Here is a 20,226-nt window from a genome sequence, read left to right on the forward strand (position 1 = left end):
AAAAGGCCCGGATGAGCAGCGGGCGAGAGGGGCGAGAGGGCGAGACGACGCGAACCGGGCTACTGGGCTACGCAGAGCCCGTTACGGCAGACCGGGTCGGGCACCAAGCGACATGGATAGGCGGGGCACATCAGCCGCACCGCCGCGCACTGCGCATCCCACGAGGCCTGGTTGGCGGTCGCCGTGGTCACGTTCAGCACGGCCGTCGGGCAGACCGTGCAGTAGCACTCGCCCGGGCTCGTCACGGGGCGATCGAAGGCGGTCCAGGTGCAGTCGGTATCCTTGGCGCACGAGAGCGGCGCCGGGGCGCTCTTCTTCACGCGCAGATAGAACTGGCTGCCAACCATCGTGCGTCCGCCGTCTCGCGTGGTTCGGGCCAGGCCGGCCACGATGACGCCGTCCCGCGTGAGCAGCGCCTCGTTCGCCTTCTGGAGCTGCTCCGGCGTGGCTCCCGCCGCGCGAAGATCGAGAGCGCTGAAGTCCATGGTGAGCGTCGAGTTGAGGCGCGGCCCATGGAGGTTGAAGCACGGGGCCTTGATGCAGCGGATCCCGTTGTCGGTCATGCGCCGAAAGATCCCCGTCGGCGCGTTGGCGCTGGCCGCTCGCCACCCCTCGGAGGCCTTGAACTGGCCGAGCACCCAGGACCCGCCCCCGGAGCCGTAGGTGTGCGCCACCACGCGTCCGCGCAAAAGGCCGCGCCCCGAGGCCACTTCCGCCTCGAAGCTCGCCGCGTCGCTCGCCGAGAGGCCCAGCGCCGAGAGCTCCAGCTCCGCCGCGTAGCACTCGGCGGCGTAGACTCCGTCGTGACAGCGCGTGGTGGTGCGGTTCAGGCGCTTCACGAAGTAGCCCCCGCAGAGCGGCGACATGCACTTGCGGAAGTCCCGCCGCACCGAGAAGTAGGTCGACGTGGAGTAGAGACTGTCGTCCTTGCCGTCGGCGCCCGTGAGCGCATCCGCCTCGAGCTGATCCTGGTCCGCGGGCTCCGATTCCGTCGCCCCGCAGCCCGCCATCGCCAGCCCGCCCACCAGGCAGGCCGCCCACCCGATCATTCGCCATGCACGCATGAAACCCTCCGGTTGGTCGCCGCCGGGGCTTCTCCCACGAACAACGACCGATGTCAACGCGCAGCGTCAACGTGACTCGGCCCCGGGGATCCCTCAGCGCGCCGGTCGCACCGCGTCCTCGAGGCCGCCGGCCGGAGGCGCACCGAGGAGCTGCTGCTCCCCCATGGCATTGAAGGCCTCCAGGCTCTGGCAGGCCACGCCGATCGTCCCCACCGCCTCGGTGCCGGCCCAGACCAGCTTCGGGAAGAGGTTGGCCGGCGAGCGCGAGCGCGTAACCCCGAAGGCGTGCGCGAACGGGACGTCGTCGGCTACCCGCGCGTGCAGCAGCCACCACATGCACCCGCCGTTCAACGGCTCCTGCGGGTGGCGCGTGCGGAAGTTCGGCTCGTCGGAACCCTCGGTGGCCCACCAGTTGAGCAGGTAGTTCACCCGCGCGGGCTGGAGCGCCAGCGCCGCGTAGTACCCGCCGTGCTGGGGCGAGTTGGAGGGATTCGGCTGGTTCACCCGTTCGGCGAAGCGGGACTGGCGCGCGGCCACGTAGCCGAACTTCAGGTACGCGTCGCCACCCAGGCTGATCGTCGCGTGGATCGGATCGCCGGTGGTGCTGCGCCAGACCAGCGCCCCGTTCGCCACGCTGAAGAGCTCGGCGAAGCGCTGATACGTGTTCGGCAGGACCGGCACCACCTGGCGCTGGACCCGCCGCTCGGCCGTACCCGCGTTCACGGTGCGAATCGGCAGCCCGAACTCGCGCGCGTACTGCTGCGTGAGCTCGGCGAGGCGACCGCGGCCCTGACCGCGGGCCTCGCCCCAGCCGCTGAACGTGACAGCGCACGCGGCGCCTCCCAGGAGAAGCAGGCGTCTGGCGGTCTGCAAGGCGGGTCGGGACATGGGACCTCCGCCCTCGGCCTTCGCAACTCGCGTGCCGGACCTTCGGACGGCTCCACCTCGCCTTGACGCGCACTTGACGGCCCGACGACCCGGTCGGGTCACCGATTTCTCGTCGGGGTCTTTGGGATTCGGAGCCGCGAGGAAGGGTCGGCCGAGGAGACGAGCTACTGCCCGCCGGCTACTGCCTACCGCGCGAGCCGCACGGGGTTCCTCGCGAAGCGGTCTCGGAGCGCGTCGAGCGCCTCGACGACGAGGCCCGAGGCCCGCGCCCTGGCCTGAGCGATCAGCCCGGGGGTCGCGGGAGCATCCACCACCAGCAGCCCATTCGAGGCCGCCTGGCGGACGTCGCCGCCGTGCTTCACGAAGGCCGCGACCAGCGCGCGGGCCGACGTCTCACGCACGGCCTGCTCCTCGCCCTTCGCCCACGCCCCCGAGGTTCGCCACGCGCCGGAGTTGCCGGCCTCCGCCAGGGCCTTGACCAGGACCTTCGCCCGCTCGGGATCCTCTTCCGCAGCGAGAACCTTCGCGAGCGCCTGCGTCGAGCGCAGACGCCGACAGCTCCCCATTCCCGAGTAGACCGCCATCCGTCGGGCCCCCTGCTCGCGCCCAGCCCGATCGAGCAACAGCGCCACGGAGGCATCGTCCCCGAGGCGTCCAAGGGCCTCCGCCACCGCGCGCACGAGCAGCGTCTCCGGCGCGAGCCAGAGCGCGGCGAGCACGGGCCGCGCACGCGCGTCCCGGATCGTGCCCACGGCCTCGACGAGCCCGAGTCGCAGCGCGAGCCACGCCGAGGCGTTCAGCTCCCCGCGGGGAGCCGCCTGGACCGCGAGCATCTCCAGCATCGGCCAGAGCGCCGTCGGGCCGATGGCCTTGAGCAGAGGAGAGATGGGAGCCACCGCGCCCCGCTTCCGCTGGTCGAGGCGGGCCACGTTCTTCCGCACGGCAGCCACCTGGGCGAACGCCTCCGGCTGCGTCCGCCGTGCCCGGGCGATCTCCGCGCGGAGCGCCGCCCAGTCGCGCGGCCCGAGGTCCTCCGGGCCAATCATCAGTCCCCGCGCCTGTGCCGAAGCCGCCACGCACGGGAGCAGTACCAAGGTCGCCATTCGAAGTGCACGCGTCATCGGCCGCTCTCCCACCACTTGGCGCTCGGAATGGCCCGCGCCGTGTTCGTCGCGCAGTGAACCTCGCCCATGTTCCGGTGGTAGAGGTCCCAATTCTCGAGCCACTTGACCGCGACGCCGTGGGCCGCGAGAGCCTTCTCCATCTGGTCCTTGAAAACGTCGGTGCCGTCCACGACCGGACCGTGCGTCTCCGGAGCGATCACCGTGCCGTCCTTCACGTAGAAGAGGTTCACGGTGCCCGGCTGGTAGGCGACCGACAGGGCCGCCACGGGGTAGTGCAAGAACGGCAGCCGCACGATCTCGTCCTCGGTGAGTCCGGTCTCCTTCTTGAGGATCGCCAGCTGCGCATCTACCTCGGCGATGGCCTTCGTGGTCTCGGACATCACCTCGGTGTCGTTCAGGACCTGGTCCACCGACACCTCGGCCGGGACCTGCTGGTAGGTCCGCTCGTCGATCCAGTAGCGCCCCGTGAAGAGCTTCGCCCCGCCCTGCCCTTTCGTTTTGAGATCCTGCAGCATCTTCACCGCCATCGCTGGGTCGTTCACGATCAGCACCCACCCGCGAGGCGAGCCCGCCTTCTTCACGTAGGACAGCGTCTCGTCCACGTGCCCGACGAGCAGCCACGACGTGTCGAGATAGATCGCCGGCTGCACCTTCTGCGAGGTCAGCATCGTGTCGAACGACCGATCGATGTGGAAGGTCGGGATGCTCCCCTGGATGCGGCGTCCCATCGGGTACGACGCGCCGTCCATCGCGTACGGGGGCACCACCTCCAGATTGCCTGTGGAGTTGAGCGACTGCATGTCCTCCGGGGTGCTCTCGTCCACCTGCTGGATCGCCGCCACGTCCTTGGTGCGCATCTCAAAGACCACCCGCCCCGCCGAGCGTAGGTAGCGCTTGCCCGTCATGGTCATCTCGACATTGGCCGACCGGAGCGCCACGCGCACCACGTGCTGTTCCCCGCCCGCCTTGGGCATCGACATGTAGCCGGTCTCGAAGAAGTCCTGCGTCCAGAGGTCGCTGACTCTGATCTCGACGTGCGCAGGCCCGAGGCCCACGCCCGCGAGGAGGCCGGCCAGATCCTTGGTGAAGGCGGCCGACTCCGGGTCCCCCGGAACAGAGGTGACGTAGGTCGTCACCGGCTCAGTGAGGTGATGGAAGGTGATCACCGGCGCGACGCGGAGGCGCACGGTGTCAGAGCCCTTCAGCGGCGCCTTCCCGGCGCCCGCGGCGGGCGACTCCACTTCCAGCGTGACGTCCACAAACCCGTCCCAGACGCTCGCGTCGCGCACGATGTCCTTGGCCTCGATCCGGAGCTCCAGGCCCTGCCGCAGGTCGGCCTGCGACAGCTTCTCCTGCGCGGGGTTGAACAGCGCGTAGCTCCCTCCGCCCGTGGCGCGAAAGAGCCGCACCCTCGAGGAGGCGGCATCGGAGATCACGAGCTTGCCCGTCGCCTGCGCGGGGGCCTTCGGCCAGGGGGCGACCTTGATCGTGGCCAGGTCCGCCAGGTCGTCCGGCCCGTTCACCTCCTCGTCGGCGGCGTCGTGGCACGCCGCCAGCTCGTCGTCGGGGGTCGACCTCGAGTAGGTGCAGCGCGACGTGTCGTCGTCGAGGTTCGCCAGGAAGATGGCGCCGTGCTTGCCGTCCCACGTCTCCTCGTCCTTGTCGTCGGCGGGATCGTCGAGCTTCACCACCCCGTCGCGGTTCACGTCGGCGCGGATGTCGACCACCGGCTGGTTCGGGTCGGGGGGAATCTTGGCGTCGGGGCGAACCGGCGCCGCGTCGTGGACCACCTGACCCGCGTCCGCCCCCGGTTGATTCGTACTCTGTGGGTTCCCGCACCCCCCGAAGACCAGCGCCGTGGCGAGGGGAAGCCACCAGGCACCGACTGCTCTTCTCGACATCGCATCTCCTTCATGAGGACCAACTCGAAGCTGCTGCCTTCGGCCTGCGAGACTATGCATCGACTCACGGGCCTTGCAAGCACTGGGCGTGTTCGGCAGGATGGCGCCGCCAAACGACGGACCACGAGGCGGACCATGTGCGGTGTCATCGGACTCATCTACAGCGAAGAGCGGTCGGACCTCGGACGCGTGGCGGCCGAGCTCCTCAAGACGCTCGAGTACCGCGGGTACGACTCCACGGGAGCGGCGATCCAGGGTTCGGGGCCCGTGCACCTGGCCAAGGGGGTCGGCGCACCGTCGGTGATGGTGCACCAGCTCGGCATCGCGAAGCTCGGCGGCCAGATCCTGTGCGGACAGGTGCGCTGGGCCACCTTCGGCGCGGTGGACGAGCTCAACGCGCAGCCTCACCTCGTGCGCTGCAAGACGGAGATCTACGGCGCGCACAACGGCAACGTCACGAACTGCGACGACCTCAAGACCTGGCTCACCTCGGAAGGTCACCGCGTGGCGTCGGACAACGACGGCGAGATGGTCGTGCATACCGTCGAGCACTACTTCGCGCAGGCGCTCGCCACCTTGCCCGCCGACCGACTCCTCGACCCGGCGACCCGCCGCGAGCAGATGCGGACCGCCATCCTCGCGGCCGCGCCGCGCCTGCGCGGGTCCTACGCCGCGGTGGTCGTGGACCCCGTCTCCCGCTGCCTCTGGTCGATCAAACAGGGCTCCAGCCTCTACTTCGGGCACGGCACGGACGAGAGCGGCGCGCGTTTCACGATCTCGTCCTCCGACCTCTCGGCCGTGCTGAAGCTGACGCGCGTGCTCGTCCCGCTCGCCGAGGGCGAGTTCGTGGAGCACGACGCCGTCGGCTACCAGGTCTATCGCGCGACCGACCTGCGCGGTGGGGGCGAGATTCGAGCCGGTCAACCGCTCGAGCGCAAGGCGGTGCGCAGCCGGCTGCGCGTGAAGGACACGGTGCTGGTCCCTCCCTTCTCGACCTTCATGGAGCAGGAGATTGCGGCGCAGGAGCGCACCTGCGCCGACGTCGTGACCACCTTCCGCGGCGGAACGGAGGCGGTGCGCGTGCTCTCGCCCTACCTCCGCGCGACGCCGGAAGCGGACCTCGCCGCGCTGGCCGAGGGCCTCGAGTCGCTCCGTTCGGCCCACGACGACGCCGCCCTCCGCCGGGGCTTTCGCGCGCTCGTGGACTCCCCCCCCTTGTCCGCGCTGCTCGGTCGCGTCCCCGTCGAGGTGAAGGCGCAAGGGAGCGACGCGCCGCCGGAGCAGCTCGCCTCGCGCCTCGTGTCGTCCGAGGCCGGTTTGCTCGCGGACCTGCTCGTCGGTGCGCGCGGAACGGACGACCTCATCGCGGTGCGACTGCTGGACGTGATCGTCGAGCTCCGCGATGTGGAGTCCTTTGCCGAGGCGGTCGACCGCTTCGTCGCCACCTGCGGAACTGCGCTGGCGGGTCGCGGGCGCCTGCTCGCCGTCTGCTGCGGCAGCTCGTATCACGCCGCGAAGGCCGGCGCGCTCTTCTTCAACGAGGTGGCGCGCTGCGAGGTCGTCCCCGTCCTGCCGGGCGAGTTCCGAGGAGGGCACCTCCGCTCGCTCGCCGACGGCGACGTGGTGATGGCCATCAGCCAGAGCGGCGAGACCAAGGACCTCATCGACATCATGAACGACGTGGCGGCCTCTGGGCGCGTGGTGACGCGCATCGCGCTGGTCAACAACGTCAACTCCACGCTCGCGCAGGAAAAGAGCGACGTGATCATACCGCTGCGCTGCGGACCCGAGATCGCCGTGCCGGCCACCAAGAGCTTCATGAACCAGCTCACGGTCCTCTACGCGCTGGCGCTCAGGCTCGGCCAAAGGCGGGCAGCCGACCTCCCTGAGGGGCCGGAGCGCGCCGCCTTCCAGCAGGAGCTCGCCGCGCGCTGGGAGAAGCTGCCGCGCTTGCCCGAGCTGATCCGCGAGACCCTCCACGCCACGGAAGCGGAGGTGGACGTCGCCGCGCGGTTGCTCTACCTCCGCCCGAGCATCCAGATCCTCGCCACGCGCATCACCGCCGTGGCCAAGGAGGGGGCGCTGAAGGTGCGCGAGGTGGTGCTGAACCACACCGAGGGCTTCGAGGGGTCGGAGTTCAAGCACGGGCCGAACACGATCTTAGGATTCAACACGATCTTCGGTCCGGCGCAGCTCGAGTCCCTCCTGAAGAAGCTCGGGGCGACGCAGGAGCGACTGCTCCTCGAGGGAGGCGCTCGCGGCCTCCCCCCCGCGGCTCTCGGACGCCTCGTTCGCGCGGCAGCCGAACAGCTCTTCTCCGGCGCGTCGGCCGAGCTCACCCTCGAGGACGCCGAACGGCGCCTGCTGCACGCGGAGCTGGAGGAGGCGGCGCTGACCAAGGAACTCTACGCCGACTACCCCCTGATCTACGTCACGGGCCCCGACCCCCGCGACGTGGCGCTCACGGTCTCGCAGCTCAACACGCACAAGATCCGTGGTTCGACGACGGTGGTGATCGCCGAGGACCACCCGGAGCTGCGGCAGGCGGCCGGCAAGGCCCCCACCAACAACCCCGCCTATCGGTCGGTCTACGTGGCGCTCCCCCGCACCGAGGACCCGCTCCTGACCGTCTTCTCCGCCACCGTCGTGCTGCAGCGCCTGGCGCTCAAGATGAGCCTCCTCAAGGCCGAGCACCTCGATCGCCTCGGCATCGCGGAACACGGAGTGCATCCCGACGTCCCGAAGAACGTGAGCAAGTCGATCACGGTGGATTGACGCGCGGCGCGAGGCGCGGCCCTACGCCCCCGGGCGCTGTTCGAGCTTGGCCCACGAGTCCTTGAGCCCGATGGTGCGGTTGAAGACCATCCGCTCGCCGTCGGTGTCGGGGTCCACGCAGAAGTACCCCAGGCGCTCGAACTGATAGCGGCTCCCCGGCGCCGCCCCGCGCAGGCTGGGTTCCACGCGACACCCCTCGAGCACCTCGAGCGACCCGGGGTTGAGCTGGGCCAGGAAATCCCCGCTCTCGTCGTCGAGCGGGTTCTCCTTCTGGAAGAGCCGGTCGTAGAGGCGCACCTCGGCCTGCACGGAATGCTCCGCCGAGACCCAGTGCGAGGTCCCCTTCACCTTGCGTCCGTCCGGGGCGTTGCCCCCGCGAGACTCCGGATCCCAGGTGCAGCGCAGCTCGACCACGTTCCCCTCGGCGTCCTTCACCACCTCGGTGCAGCGGATGAGGCACGCGTAACGGAGCCGGATCTCCTTGCCCGGCGCGAGACGGTGCCACTTCGGCGGCGCTACCTCGCGGAAGTCGTCGCGCTCGATGTAGACCACGCGCGAGAAGGGGACCTTCCGCGAACCGCGCTCGGGCTCCTCGGGGAAGTAGGGCGCGTCGAACTCCTCCGTCTGGCCCTCGGGGAAGTTCTCGATCACCACGCGCAGGGGGCGCAGAACGCCCATCACCCGCGGGGCGACCCGATTCAGATCCTCGCGCAGCGCGTGCTCGAGGAGCGCCACGTCCACGATGCCGTCACGCCGCGCCACCCCGATGCGCTCGCAGAAGGCGCGAATCGCCTCGGGGGTGCACCCGCGGCGGCGGAAGCCGCTGATCGTGGGCATGCGCGGGTCGTCCCAGCCTCGCACGAGCCCCTCCTTCACCAGCTGGAGCAGCCTGCGCTTGCTCAGTACGGTGTAGGTCAGGTTCAGCCGCGCGAACTCGATCTGCTGCGGGTGCGCGGGCACCGGGAGCTGCTCGAGGATCCAGTCGTAGAGCGGCCGGTGATCCTCGAACTCGAGCGTGCAGATGGAGTGCGTGATCCCCTCGAACGCGTCGCAGAGGCCGTGCGCGAAGTCGTACATCGGGTAGATGCACCAGGCATCCCCCGTCCGGTGGTGCGTGGCGTGCCGGATCCGATAGAGCGGCGGGTCCCGCAGGTTCATGTTGGGCGAGGTCATGTCGATCTTCGCCCGCAGCAGGTGCGCGCCGTCGGGGAACTCCCCGGCCCGCATGCGCGCGAAGAGGTCCAGGTTCTCCTCGACCGAACGCGTACGGTAGGGGCTCTCCTTCCCCGGGGTGTAGTAGTTGCCTCGATAGCTCCGCACCTCCTGCTCGTTCAGGCTGCAGACGTACGCTTTGCCATCCTTGATCAGCTGGACCGCGCACTCGTAGAGGCGCTCGTAGTAGTCCGAGGCGTAGTAGAGCCTTTCCTGCCAATCGAAGCCGAGCCAGCGCACGTCCTCCTGGATCGACTCCACGTACTCCACCTCCTCCTTGGTGGGGTTCGTGTCGTCGAAGCGCAGGTTGCACGTGCCGCCGAACTCCTCGGCGACGCCGAAGTTCAGGCAGATCGATTTCGCGTGGCCGATGTGCAGATAGCCGTTCGGCTCGGGTGGAAAGCGCGTCGCCACGCGCCCCCCGTGCTTGCCGCTCTCTTGGTCCGCCTCGACCAGCTCGCGGATGAAGTTCGAGGGCAGGCTGGGATCGGCGCCGGCGAGCCCCGGCGCGCGACTCGCCGTAGAGGCGCCCGCCCCGCCCGCCGTCGTTTCGCGCGGCTCACCTTTCTGGTCGTTCATCGTCGTCGTCCTTCGCAGTGTCGCCGGTAGATATACCACCGCTGCCGCGCCGAGAAGAACTCGCCGTCTCACGCCTCCGAAACCCTCAGGGCCCGCTGTAGCTCCTCTACGAGGCGCGTCCCCGCCTTCCCCTGCTCCCGCGCCAGGTCAAGGGCCGTCTGCCCCTTGCGGTTCGTGAGCTCCGCGCGCGCGCCGAGGCGGAGCAGGTCCGCGAGCACGAAGTAGTTCCCGTGCCGGACGGCGTGCATCAGCGCCGTTTCGCCTCGCCGGTCCGCGGCGTTGATCTCCCCGCCCTGGGCCAGGAGCCGCTCGATGTCGGGCACGGTGCCGGTCCAGCGCACGCAGCTCATGATGGGCGTGCGACCGTCGCCATCCCGCGCGTCGCCCCGCGCCCCGGCCTCGAGCAGGACGCGCGTGGCGTCGGGCCGAGGGGCCTCGATGGCTACCACGACGGGAGTGCGACCGCGGGCGTCGGGCGCCTCGAGGTTCGCGCCGGCCTCGAGCAGCAGACCCACTACCTCCGCGGCGCAGAGCGAGGAGCCGGCCGCGACGTGCAGCGCGGTGCGCCCCTGCCCGTCCACGGCGTCGACGGGCGCGCCGACGGCCAGGAGCGCCTTCACCACCTCGGCCCCCCCCATGGCTGCCGCCACGTGCAAGGGCGTTCGCCCTTCGCGGTCGCGCGCCGCCGCGTCGGCTCCCGCCGCGAGCAGGGCCACCGTCGCGCCGGGGGTCCGTCGGTCAGCGGCGAGGTGGAGCGGGGTCATCGGATGGCCTTCGCAACGCGCATCGCCGCCCGCCGCGAGGAGCGCCCGGAGACACGCTCCGTCGTCGTACGCGTCGGCCGCGGCGTGGAGCGGCGTGAGCCCACTCGCCTTGGAGGCGTTCGGACCGGCGCCCGCACGGAGAAGCACCTCCACTGCCTCGAGGCGGCCCGCACGCGCCGCCGCCGCGAGGGCCTCGACCAGGCACCCTGCCGATAGCCCCAGCGCCACGAGCGCCTCGAGAGCCGCCGTGTACCCTCGTTCCGCGGCCCACCGGCCGAGCTCGTCGAGCTCCCCGGGGGCAGGCGACCGCCCGTGAAGGAGGGCGGAGAGGCGCTCGGCGCCCGCCGTACACTCCTCGACGCTGAGCCAGTAGCCGGAATGCGGCGTCTCGCCCTCCTGCCGGGCGTGGGTGACGAACTGCACCTCCCCGACGCAGAGCGCGTCCGCGTGAGCGCGCACCAGCCTCCGGAGCGCGGGCGGCGCGTCCTCGGGGAGCGCGAGGGGCCCGTCCACGGCGAACACGTCCGGCTCCGTGTGCGGTGGATCGTCGTCGTGGTCCCACATCCCGGTCCAGGAGCTCCCCTGCCGCAGGAGCGTCACGCGCGTGCCGGCGCGCGCGAAGCTGCGCAGCAAAAAGAGCGCCGCGTCTACCTCGGAGAGCTCGGCCCCACCCTCGACGAGGGCGGCGATCGTCGCCCCGTCGGCCCGCCAGGCCGCGCGACGCACCGCCGTATGTACGCGGTCCACGGCCGCTCGCGCCTCGGCCCCCGCGGCCAGCAGGCTGCGCGCCACGTCACGGTGCCCACTCGCGGCTGCGACCACGAGCGGGGTGCAACCGTCCAGCGCCACACGGTTCGGGTCGGCTCCGGCGGCGAGCAGGGACTGCACGATCTGGTGGCGTCCCGCCGCCGCGGCCACGGCGAGCGGCGAGAATCCCGCCGCATCGAGGGCATCTACCGGCTCCCGGGCGCCGAGTCCCGCCTCGAGGAGCGCGGCCTCGCCGCTCCACGCGGCCCGATGGAGAAGAGACAGCGGCTCAGCCATGCCGACCGCTCCCCGGCGTCGGCGCCTCGGGCGCGTCAAACCCCGACGCCCCCTGCTCCGCCGCGACCTCCGCCGCCCCATCCGTCGCCGCCCACAGATACGTCTCGCGCCAGCCGGGGAAGAGCTCGTCGTTGGTGCGATCGGCGATGTAGCCCAGGATCGCCGCAAAGGGACCGAGCAGCTCGGAGAAGCGCATCCGTCGTGCGGCCAGCGCCTCGGTGTGCCGCTGCACGAGCTGCATGACCAGCGGAGACACCGCCCGCGCGAGGGGCAAGACGTGGTCCTGCAGGGCGAGCTCCTCGAGCGGCAGCCCATCGCGCAGGAGGGCCTGCACCTGCTGCACGAGCCAGAGGTCGCGCGCATCGTATCGGCCGGCTTGCCTCGGTCGCAGGAGCCCCCACGCCTCGAGACGCTCGACGAGCTCGTGCGGCGCGTGCGCCAGCTCGAGGAACGTGGCGCGGTCCACCGGCTCGAAGGGCTCGATCGGGGCCTGCTCGGGGTCGTTCCGCGGACGCGGCAGCGGCTGGAGGTAGCCCACGCTCTCCAGTCGATCGAGCGCCGCCTCGTCCCCGCCGACGCGTTCGAGCGCACCCTTGATGAAGGCGAGGGGCAGGCCCGCCGCCTGGAGCCGCTTGATCAGTCGGGCTCGCCGCAGGTGCACGGGGCCGTACACGGCGCGCGTCCGGTTCAGCTTTCGAGGGCGCGGCAGGAGCCCCTGGTCCACGTAGAAGTGAATCGTGGACGGCGCAATACCTAGCTCTTTTGAGAGCTTGCCTATCGTGAGCTCCCCGGGCTGCGCGTTCTTCAGCTGCATGGTTGACTTTTCACAGTTGGAACTTTATAAAGTAACAAGTTAACAAACGCAACACTTCACAATAGTCCGAGGCCCCGCTGATGACAACCTCGACCGACCACGGCCTGACCTTCGACGCCCCGGGACCGGGGAGCTGGGAGCTGGACGGCGCGCACTTCCCGCGTCCCCTCTTCGGCCCCCTCGAGTCGATCTTCCCGCCGGCCTTCCGCGAGGGGATGCGGGACTGCTGCAGCCGCTACGGGATGCTCCTCGACACGCTCGAGGTGAGGTTCGTCCACGGCTTCCCGTATCTGCAGCCTCGGATCGTGGGCGTGCCTTCGGGCGGCAAACCACCGCCTCGCGTCGTGATGCGCGTCGCCCTGGCGCTGCTCACGCGCCTGCACCCCAAGCTCCGCCGTCGCATGGCCGTGGCCAAGACCGTCTTCGAGCGCAAACCCTGGCGCGAGGAGCTCGCCCTCTGGGACGCGCAGATCCGCCCCGCCACCATCGCGAGCCACGCCCGCCTCGCGGCCATCGACCCGGCCACCCTCGAGGACGCGCAGCTCGCCGACCACCTGCGCGCCGTCGAGGAACACGCGATTCGCATGCTCCGGCAGGACCACAGCTACAACCTGGCCGTGATGGTGCCGCTCGGAGACTACCTGGCCCACGCGCACGACTGGACCGGTCTCGCGCAGCACGAGCTCATCGCGCCGCTCTCGGGCTACAGCCCCATCAGCGCGGGTGAGGCCGAGGAGCGCGCGGCTCTCGTCGCGGCGCTTCGAGCCGACGCGGGCGCGCAAGCCCTCCTCGGTTCGAGCGCTCCCGCGGTGGAGCTCTGGCGCCAGCTCGCCGACCGCCCCGGAGAGGTGGGCCGGGCCGCGCGCGCGTTTCAGCTCGTCTTCGGTAACGGACTCACGCACGGCATCGACCTGGCGCTCCCGACCGTCAACGAGCTCCCGGGGCCGGTGCTTGCCGGCCTGCGTGCCAGCCTTCGCGGCACAACCGCCGCCGACCCGCGACGCGCTGCGAACGAGGCGGCCGCGCGGGTCCGCCAGCAGGTCCCCGAGGCAGCCCGCGCTACGTTCGACGAGCTCCTCGCCGAAGCACGGCTGACCTACCGTCTGCGCGACGAGCGACACCTCTACGGCATCATGCCGACCTTCGGCATCACGCGACGCGCGCTGCTCGAGGCGGGACGCCGGTTGCGCGCCCGCACCGCGCTCCCCGACGAGGAGCTGGCCATCGTGGCCCGCATCGACGAGCTCGACGCGGCGCTGCGCACTCGAGCCGATCTCCCGGTCGGCACGCTGCTCGAGCGGAGAAGGCTCCACGGTCAGCTCCACGCGGGAAATGTTCCCGCCCACCTGGGACCGGCCCCCACGCCGCCACCTCCGCCCGAGTGGCTCCCGAACGAGGGCGCCCGGCGCCTCATGCGCGCCCTCGATCTTTACCTCGGCGACCTGCGCCGCGACGCCGGCGAGAGCCAGAGCGAGCCCGAGGTGGTGCAGGGACTGGCCGCGAGTCACGGGATCCACGAGGGGACAGCCCGCCTGTGCGGGGGCGTCCAGGACCTGGACCGCATCACCCCCGGCGACGTGCTCGTCGCCCCGCTCACCTCTCCGGCCATCAACAACGTCCTTCCCGTGCTCGGCGCCATCGTGACGGACAAGGGCGGCGCCCTCTCCCACGCAGCGATCGTGAGCCGCGAGTACGGCATCCCTTGCGTGGTCGGCACGCGCAGCGGCACGGCGCGCATCCCCGACGGGCGGCGGGTCCGAGTAGACGGCACCCGGGGCGTCGTGACGGTGCTCGCGTGAGGCTCTCTCCGCTCCGCGAAGCGGGGCCCGTCGAGCGCTACGGGGGCAAGGCCTCGCAGCTCGCCGAGGCGCTCCTGGCCGGACTTCCAGTGCCGGACGGCTTCGCGCTCGACGTGGAGGGCACACTAGCGGTTGCCGCGGGCGAGCGCCTCGAGGCTCTGCCGGAGGGACGATGGGCCGTCCGATCCTCTGCCGTGGGCGAGGACTCGACCGAGGCCAGCTTCGCCGGGCAGCACCTCACACGTCTCAACGTCCCCTCCGCCGAGGTGGCCCGCGCCCTGCGCGAGGTCCACGCCTCCGCCCACGCCCCCTCCGCCCTGGCCTACCGGGAGCGGATGGGCGTAGCTGGCCCTCCGCGCATGGCGGTGGTCATACAGCGCATGGTGTTCGCTCGCGTAGCCGGCGTGCTGTTCACGCGGAATCCGATGACCGGTGCCGACGAGCTCGTCGTCGAGGGGGCCTGGGGTCTCGGCGAGTCGGTCGTCGCGGGGCTCGTCACGCCGGATCTCTTCCGCCTCTCCCCGGCCGGGGAGCTCCTCGAGGCTCGCCCGGGACACAAGGACCTGGCCGTGGTCCACCTCGAGGGAGGTGGCACCGAGGAACGACCCGTGGGCCCGCGCCTCCACGCGGCCCTCTGCCTCGACGCGCCGGAGCTCGCGCGACTCCACGGCCTCGCGCTGCAGGTCGCCCGCGTGGCCGGCGCCGCACAGGACCTGGAGTGGGCCTTCGACGAGGCCGACGCGCTCTTCCTGCTGCAGCGGAGGGGGATCACCGCATGAAGGCCATGGCCGGTCTCCTCGAACACGGCCTCGTGCCGCTCATCCTCACGGCCGAGCGGAGCGGCCTCCTCGCCGAGCTGGACCGCGCGCCCGGCACCGCGCAGGAGCTCGCCGCGCGCGGCGGCCTGCACCCGCGGGCCACCGCGATGGTGCTGGACGCTCTGTACGCGGTGGGCGTCTGCTCGCGTACCGAGGCTGGCGTGTTCGAGCGCCCGTCCGGGGCCGAGCGCACCTTCCCCTGGGCGCGGCTACCCCGCTTCCTCGCGACGGGAGAGGTGGACCCGCAGATCGACGGCGGAGCGCGCGGGGAAGGGTACGCGCGGGTCGTCTCGATGCTGGCCCAGCGCTTCGAGCCCTGGGCCGCCGCGCTCGCGGCGCGACTCGCGGCGGTCGACTGCATCCTCGACGTGGGGGCTGGCTCGGGGGTCTGGAGTCTGGCCATGGCCACCCGCTCACCCGGTGCGCGCGTCACGGCCCTCGAGCTGCCCGAGGTACTGCCCCGTTTCTTCGAACGCGCCGCGACGCTCGGTCTGCGCGACCGCGTCGACGGGATCGCGGCCTCCTACTTCGAGGCTCGACCGGAGGGCCGCTTCGACCGCGTGGTGCTGGCCAACGTCCTGCATCTCGAGACGCCAGCCGACGCCCGCGCGCTCGTCGCCCGCGCGGCGAGCTGGCTGTCCCCGGAAGGCGAGCTCGTCGTCATCGACTGCGTCGGCGAAGGTGAAGCCCACGAGCCCTCGCGCAGCCTCTACGCCTTGCACCTCGCGATGCGCACTGCCCGAGGCGCCGTGCACGCGCCGCGAGACCTGCTCGCCTGGGCCAGGGAGGCAGGGCTCGGGGACGGTCGCCTCGTCCCGCTTCGCGACACAGGGCCGGGGCTTGGAGCGCTCGTGTGCCGTCGGTGACGCGCGGGCCCTACGGCAAGAGCTCGGGCTGCGTGCGGGCCGCGTCGTGAATCGCGTCCACGTGCGTCTGCGTGAAGGTCTGCGTCTCGACGAGGTCCCGCATGATGCCCTTCCAGAACGACTCGCCGTTGCTCCCCGTAAAGTCGCGCTGAACGCTCTCGATCTCCCAGGCGCTCAGGCCCCGTCCGGTGTTGGCCCGCTTGACGATCAGGTCCCCAACCCGCGGCGTCCGGTAGGACCAGAACCCGACGGAACGCCATCCCTGCCGCTGCCCAGCCGAGCTGGTCTCGAAGCGACCCGCCTCGTTCACCAGGTTGAAGACGTGGGGACGGAAGGCGGGCTGCGAGCCGTTACGGGCCTCGGCCAGGCCGGAGGACACGAGGACTGCCAGGAAGGCGAGCGAATAGATGCCACGCATGGGATAACCCCTCCTCGAGCGCCTGACGTTGCATTCCTCGGGCCAGCGCCTCTGACTCGGGCAGGTCCCCGCGATGCCCCGTCCTTTCGCCCTGAAACAGGCGTGACGGCCGAGCCCCGGGTGTCCCGGGTGTCCCGGGCGCCCCGTTCGCCCTGGCGAGTCGCGCCATCGCCCCTCCGAAGCCCGAAGGGAGGCGCGCCACACCGATAAACGCGCGCGGCGGGGGTCAGCGGGCCGGCAGCGCCGCGGTCAAGGCATCGAACGCGGCCAGCGAGACCTCGGCCCTCGGATTCAAGCTGGCCGGGGTGGCCACGAGGGCCCGGTAGTGGTCGCGCCACGCCGCAAAGTCAGCGCGCCGCATCAGCGCGGCGAGGGTGATCCCGACGAAGGCGTGCTCGAGCCACCCGTTGGCGTAGCGCCGCAGGATCGACGCCGGGTCGTCGTGATAGAAGGCGTCGGCCGCCGCGACGCTGCCGAGCCGGTCGAAGAGGGGCAACACGTACTCTTCGAAATCCTGCGGGAGGTCCTCGAGAGCCGCCGCCAGACAGCTCGCATGGCACACCGCGTACTCCCCGACGCGCGCGTGCACGCGGCCGGCCGTTCGGATCTTGCCATCTGGATCGCGATACAGCTCCGCGACTCCCGCGCAGATCACCGCGGGCTCACCGAGCGGCCAGGCGAGAAGGTGCTCGTCCACGAGCCCGCGAAGCTCCGTCGCCACTGCCGCGAGCTCGATCGCCACGAAGGGCCTCGCCGAGCCGGAGCTCATCTGAACCAGAAAGAAGCTGCAGCTCGCGTCTCCCTGGCGTCGCGAAAACACGGGCTGCTTGCCGACGCGAGAGGAAGCGAAACCGTGCTCGGCCAGCGCGGAGGTCACGCCGACGGTGAGCTCCTTGATCGCCGCCGCGTACTTCAGCTTCTGCCCTTTGGGCCGTTGCTCTTTCATGCGAGCGGACACCCTCCCCTCGTTCGCGATCATACCAGGTCGAGGAGGACGTCCCAGGAGCCGCCGTCTCGGGGTCCCGCAGCGCGACCGGCCGCGCTGCCCTCATGGAATAGAAACCCGTTGCGTGGCGCCACGGCGGCGGCTAGATCGTGTCCCTGCGCATGGACCGCGTGCCAAACCACGCCCGCCTCGAGGTCTGGCAGGGAGACCTGACGACGCTCGAGGTCGACGCGATCGTCAACGCCGCCAACAGCTCGCTCCTCGGCGGTGGCGGAGTCGACGGAGCGATCCATCGAGCCGCCGGCCCCGGGCTCCTCGAAGCCTGCCGCGCGCTGGGCGGTTGCGCGACGGGCGACGCCAAGCTCACGCCCGGCTTCGAGCTGAAGGCGCGCTACGTGATTCACGCGGTGGGCCCCATCTGGCAGGGTGGCACCCGTGGCGAAGCGGGGCTCCTCGCGCGCTGCTACCGGCGAAGCCTCGAGCTCGCGGCGCAGCACTGCCTGACCAGCGTCGCCTTCCCGTCGATCAGCACCGGGGCCTACGGCTATCCCGCCGAGGAGGCCGCGGAGGTCGCCAGCCGCGCCGTGGCCGAGACGCTCGCGACGACACCGACGATCGCCCGGGTGGTCTTCTGCGCCTTCGATGCGCGGGCCGCCAGGACCCTCGCCAGGGCGCTGGATCGTCTCTCGGCCTCCTGACGTCCGGCGCCTCCATCCACCTGGGTACACTTGACACCAGTGACGAGCCGCCCGCGCTCGGAGGTCTCGACATTCCACCAGGTTGGCGGGGGGCCAAACCCTTGCATCATGGCAGACGGCACTCGTACCGACCCGGAAGGGCCGCCGGAGGGCCTCCGGCGCTCTCCGAACTAGTGCGCGTAGGCACCGGGAGACGGAGGTGTGACCATGGCCAATGCCGCACGCTGCAACGCGAGTCGACCGACCCGCACCGGCTGGCTTCCACGCGGTCTGCTCGCCGTCCTTACGGCGTGCAGTCTGGGATTCGCCGCGCCCGCCGAAGCCTGGCGCGGCCTCTTTCGGGGCGGCGGCGGCGCAGGGTCCGCCGACCGAGTACGCGACCGGGTGCACCCGATCCGGCTGAAGGCGTATGACACCTACAACCGGTACGTTACCCTCGGGCGCGTCGTGAAATGAGGCGGCCCGGTGGGATTTGGGCTGACCATGTTCCGCCTGATCGCGTCCAAGGCCGTGCCATTCGACCTGCCGACGGTGGGCATCTTCGCTCTCGGGGCGGCAGGCACCTACGCGGTCGGATCGGTCATGCAGAGCGTGGCCACGCGTTGGGCCGGGGAACTGGTGGACTGAGCGGCCGGGGACGCTCAGTCGCCACAGCGGGCAGCGGTGATCGTCCGAGCGCTGAGGCCGAAGTAGCGGAGGAACCGCCCGCTCACCGAGCCATAGCCGCCCACGCCCCAGCTCGCACCCCAGCTGTTCTTGAAGTAGAAGACCACGTCCTTTGCTTGCACGCGGTAGCCGACCAGGAGCACTGAGTGCTGGCCGCACGCGGTTTTCGGGTCGCGGTCGGCGGCGCACGGGTAGAAATGGCGGGCGGCCTCGAGCCAGTTCATCGACTCGGGTGCGTCGAGGACGCCGCGGTCCCCTAGGTACTCGGGCAGCCAAACAAGGTCGACAAGCACGTTCTGCCCTGGACCTTCCGCGAGAGCCTCCATGAGACGGCGCGGATTCAGCGCCGTCCAACGCGCCTCCTCCACGCTCCACTTGGCGTGCGCTTCGAGCGACGCCGTGGGCGATCCTCCGTACGGCCAGTCTCCCTCGGGGGCGAGGGGCCGGTGCAGGATCTTCTTCACGTCGTCCGGCGCGCCGACGAAGCGATTGCCCACGAGGCCGATGATCTGTTGCACGGAGAGATGCTCGGTCAGGCCGCAGCGGGCCTCGAGCGCAGCCGCCATGGCGAAGGCGTAGCAGTCTGGCCCGACCTGCTTCCGGACGGGCGTCTGCGCCGATCGGTGGTCCACGTCCTCGGGCAGCGGCGCACGACCGGCGATTGCCCGCTCGCCCTCGTCCCAGGCGGACCGGCGCGCAGCCAGGTCCTGGGCCCAGTCCTCGGGAAGCCCGGCGAGGCCCGCCTCGTCGCCCGAGTGACCACACGCGCCAGCCACGGTCACCAGAAACGAGAGAGCGAGAGAAAGCGCCCGACGACGCGGGTTCGAGACAGCCCGCGAACCGACGGCGCTATTTGCCCGACCGGAGCACATCGTTGCGACCTCGCTGGGTTTCGGGACAGGGGTTCTGCATCCGAGGTGCCAGTTCGCGGCGGCGCACGCGTGGCCTGCCCGTTGCATCGGGCGCCCGACGCGATGACCACCTACGATCTCTACGGGCGCGCGTCGCGCGACCCGAGGACTGTCTTGCGTGCGCACTCCACGGCCTCTCGCGCCGCGCGCGGACTTTGTTACGCGACCTTCGTGATTGGGTTGCTGCTGGCGTGGCCGGCGCCGACCCTGGCCGAGGGCGGAGGGTGGCGAGCCGCGCGAGCCGCTCGGCAGGAGCGGCGGGTCGCAATGCGGCGCCTCCAAGAGGATCTTCGACGCGCCTACGAGGCGGCCAGGCCCGCGCTCAAGCAGCGCAGGCCCGGTGCGTGGCTCGGGCTGTCGCTGCACGCGCAGGACCGACTGCTCCGCGTCGCCTACGTCGCCGTGGCTGCCGTGGCCACCTACAAAGCCAGCGAGCTGCTCGCCGTGTACCAGAACCCTCTGGTCGTCGTGCCGGTCCTGGGGCTCGCGGCGATCGCGCTCCGCTTTGGTGTGGAAGGCGTTTTCTCTCGCGCATTGCACGCGCGCCAGGACTTCGAGACGTTGCTACGTGCCGTGCGCGCCGGGGTGCCGCTCCCCGCGCAAACCCGGGCCACGCTACGTCCCCTCCTCGAGGACCTCCGTCGAGGCACCCGGGAGTGGCGGGATGTCGAGGCGCTGAACGCGCTCGAGGCGCCGGCTCACACGACTGATCCCGTCGAGGGGCAGAACCGCTGAGCGCGCGCGGCAGCGCCGGGAGTCGTCGCCGGCCTCCGGGCCGCCGCGACGGACGGCCAGGAAGCGGGCGTTCCCCCAAGAACGCAAAGTGGAGGCGCCGGGAGTCGTCGCCGGCCTCCGGGCCGCCGCGACGGACGGCCAGGAAGCGGGCGTTCCCCCAAAGAACGCAAAGTGGAGGCGCCGGGAGTCGTCGCCGGCCTCCGG

Annotated in this window: 17 protein-coding genes; 7 read left to right on the top strand and 10 right to left on the bottom strand. The window is 71.1% G+C overall.

The genetic code is table 11. The features are described 5' to 3' along the window. Positions 1–59: 59 nt before the first annotated feature. The 4 genes from IT371_16540 to IT371_16555 form a co-directional block, all read right to left on the bottom strand. The gene (locus IT371_16540) at positions 60–1,064 is read right to left on the bottom strand and encodes a hypothetical protein (GenBank protein MCC6749273.1); all 1,005 of its coding nucleotides are present in this window, start codon (positions 1,062–1,064) and stop codon (positions 60–62) included. Between the two features lie 93 nt (positions 1,065–1,157). After that, the gene (locus IT371_16545) at positions 1,158–1,952 is read right to left on the bottom strand and encodes a hypothetical protein (protein MCC6749274.1); all 795 of its coding nucleotides are present in this window, start codon (positions 1,950–1,952) and stop codon (positions 1,158–1,160) included. Between the two features lie 185 nt (positions 1,953–2,137). Then, complete coding sequence (locus IT371_16550; GenBank protein ID MCC6749275.1) at positions 2,138–2,998, bottom strand: HEAT repeat domain-containing protein; 861 nt, start codon at positions 2,996–2,998, stop codon at positions 2,138–2,140. Between the two features lie 71 nt (positions 2,999–3,069). Beyond that, positions 3,070–4,977 (bottom strand): protein-arginine deiminase, encoded by a 1,908-nt coding sequence (locus tag IT371_16555; protein ID MCC6749276.1) that lies wholly within the window; start codon positions 4,975–4,977, stop codon positions 3,070–3,072. 135 nt (positions 4,978–5,112) lie between these two features. On the opposite strand from IT371_16555, the gene IT371_16560 reads away from it, so the two are divergent. Then, entirely contained in the window at positions 5,113–7,752 is a 2,640-nt protein-coding gene (locus IT371_16560; GenBank protein MCC6749277.1) for an SIS domain-containing protein, read from the top strand. Positions 7,753–7,773: 21 nt separating this feature from the next. Here IT371_16560 and IT371_16565 read toward each other — a convergent pair whose 3' ends face one another. From IT371_16565 to IT371_16575, 3 genes are all read right to left on the bottom strand, one after another. Further along, positions 7,774–9,543, bottom strand: a complete 1,770-nt coding sequence (locus tag IT371_16565; protein MCC6749278.1) for a glutamine--tRNA ligase/YqeY domain fusion protein — start codon at positions 9,541–9,543, stop codon at positions 7,774–7,776. 68 nt (positions 9,544–9,611) lie between these two features. Next, entirely contained in the window at positions 9,612–11,351 is a 1,740-nt protein-coding gene (locus IT371_16570) for an ankyrin repeat domain-containing protein (protein MCC6749279.1), read from the bottom strand. Next, positions 11,344–12,165, bottom strand: coding sequence for a MerR family transcriptional regulator (locus tag IT371_16575; GenBank protein ID MCC6749280.1), 822 nt, complete (start codon positions 12,163–12,165; stop codon positions 11,344–11,346). The genes IT371_16570 and IT371_16575 overlap by 8 nt, the downstream gene beginning before the upstream one ends. Positions 12,166–12,245: 80 nt before the next feature. Between IT371_16575 and IT371_16580 the strand changes: the two genes are divergently transcribed. The 3 genes from IT371_16580 to IT371_16590 are packed head-to-tail and all read left to right on the top strand — an operon-like array spanning position 12,246 to position 15,648. Beyond that, complete coding sequence (locus tag IT371_16580) at positions 12,246–13,964, top strand: hypothetical protein (protein ID MCC6749281.1); 1,719 nt, start codon at positions 12,246–12,248, stop codon at positions 13,962–13,964. Continuing rightward, entirely contained in the window at positions 13,961–14,743 is a 783-nt protein-coding gene (locus IT371_16585; protein MCC6749282.1) for a PEP/pyruvate-binding domain-containing protein, read from the top strand. Before IT371_16580 ends, IT371_16585 begins: the two co-directional genes overlap by 4 nt. Beyond that, entirely contained in the window at positions 14,740–15,648 is a 909-nt protein-coding gene (locus tag IT371_16590; GenBank protein ID MCC6749283.1) for a class I SAM-dependent methyltransferase, read from the top strand. The genes IT371_16585 and IT371_16590 overlap by 4 nt, the downstream gene beginning before the upstream one ends. A 10-nt stretch (positions 15,649–15,658) precedes the next feature. Here the strand turns inward: IT371_16590 and IT371_16595 are convergent, their stop codons facing one another. Next, positions 15,659–16,066: a hypothetical protein gene (locus tag IT371_16595; protein MCC6749284.1), complete on the bottom strand. Its 408-nt coding sequence runs from the start codon at positions 16,064–16,066 to the stop codon at positions 15,659–15,661. Between the two features lie 226 nt (positions 16,067–16,292). Next, positions 16,293–17,012: a hypothetical protein gene (locus IT371_16600; protein MCC6749285.1), complete on the bottom strand. Its 720-nt coding sequence runs from the start codon at positions 17,010–17,012 to the stop codon at positions 16,293–16,295. Positions 17,013–17,173: 161 nt separating this feature from the next. Between IT371_16600 and IT371_16605 the strand changes: the two genes are divergently transcribed. Both IT371_16605 and IT371_16610 read left to right on the top strand, forming a co-directional pair. Beyond that, entirely contained in the window at positions 17,174–17,710 is a 537-nt protein-coding gene (locus tag IT371_16605; protein MCC6749286.1) for an O-acetyl-ADP-ribose deacetylase, read from the top strand. 483 nt (positions 17,711–18,193) lie between these two features. Then, positions 18,194–18,337, top strand: coding sequence for a hypothetical protein (locus IT371_16610; GenBank protein ID MCC6749287.1), 144 nt, complete (start codon positions 18,194–18,196; stop codon positions 18,335–18,337). A gap of 14 nt (positions 18,338–18,351) precedes the next feature. Here the strand turns inward: IT371_16610 and IT371_16615 are convergent, their stop codons facing one another. After that, positions 18,352–18,942, bottom strand: coding sequence for a hypothetical protein (locus IT371_16615; GenBank protein MCC6749288.1), 591 nt, complete (start codon positions 18,940–18,942; stop codon positions 18,352–18,354). A gap of 612 nt (positions 18,943–19,554) precedes the next feature. Here IT371_16615 and IT371_16620 point away from each other — a divergent pair. Further along, positions 19,555–20,022, top strand: a complete 468-nt coding sequence (locus tag IT371_16620; GenBank protein ID MCC6749289.1) for a hypothetical protein — start codon at positions 19,555–19,557, stop codon at positions 20,020–20,022. Positions 20,023–20,226: the final 204 nt, after the last annotated feature.

The sequence above is a fragment of the Deltaproteobacteria bacterium genome (genome assembly GCA_020848905.1).
Taxonomy (GTDB): Bacteria; Myxococcota_A; Polyangia.

Bases quoted from the DNA above. Each gene is read 5' to 3' on its own strand.
- IT371_16540 (MCC6749273.1), bottom strand. From the start codon at position 1,064: ATGCGTGCATGGCGAATGATCGGGTGGGCGGCCTGCCTGGTGGGCGGG.
- IT371_16545 (MCC6749274.1), bottom strand. From the start codon at position 1,952: ATGTCCCGACCCGCCTTGCAGACCGCCAGACGCCTGCTTCTCCTGGGA.
- IT371_16550 (MCC6749275.1), bottom strand. From the start codon at position 2,998: ATGATTGGCCCGGAGGACCTCGGGCCGCGCGACTGGGCGGCGCTCCGC.
- IT371_16555 (MCC6749276.1), bottom strand. From the start codon at position 4,977: ATGTCGAGAAGAGCAGTCGGTGCCTGGTGGCTTCCCCTCGCCACGGCG.
- IT371_16560 (MCC6749277.1), top strand. From the start codon at position 5,113: ATGTGCGGTGTCATCGGACTCATCTACAGCGAAGAGCGGTCGGACCTC.
- IT371_16565 (MCC6749278.1), bottom strand. From the start codon at position 9,543: ATGAACGACCAGAAAGGTGAGCCGCGCGAAACGACGGCGGGCGGGGCG.
- IT371_16570 (MCC6749279.1), bottom strand. From the start codon at position 11,351: ATGGCTGAGCCGCTGTCTCTTCTCCATCGGGCCGCGTGGAGCGGCGAG.
- IT371_16575 (MCC6749280.1), bottom strand. From the start codon at position 12,165: ATGCAGCTGAAGAACGCGCAGCCCGGGGAGCTCACGATAGGCAAGCTC.
- IT371_16580 (MCC6749281.1), top strand. From the start codon at position 12,246: ATGACAACCTCGACCGACCACGGCCTGACCTTCGACGCCCCGGGACCG.
- IT371_16590 (MCC6749283.1), top strand. From the start codon at position 14,740: ATGAAGGCCATGGCCGGTCTCCTCGAACACGGCCTCGTGCCGCTCATC.
- IT371_16595 (MCC6749284.1), bottom strand. From the start codon at position 16,066: ATGCGTGGCATCTATTCGCTCGCCTTCCTGGCAGTCCTCGTGTCCTCC.
- IT371_16600 (MCC6749285.1), bottom strand. From the start codon at position 17,012: ATGAAAGAGCAACGGCCCAAAGGGCAGAAGCTGAAGTACGCGGCGGCG.
- IT371_16605 (MCC6749286.1), top strand. From the start codon at position 17,174: ATGGACCGCGTGCCAAACCACGCCCGCCTCGAGGTCTGGCAGGGAGAC.
- IT371_16610 (MCC6749287.1), top strand. From the start codon at position 18,194: ATGTTCCGCCTGATCGCGTCCAAGGCCGTGCCATTCGACCTGCCGACG.
- IT371_16615 (MCC6749288.1), bottom strand. From the start codon at position 18,942: ATGGCGGCTGCGCTCGAGGCCCGCTGCGGCCTGACCGAGCATCTCTCC.
- IT371_16620 (MCC6749289.1), top strand. From the start codon at position 19,555: ATGCGGCGCCTCCAAGAGGATCTTCGACGCGCCTACGAGGCGGCCAGG.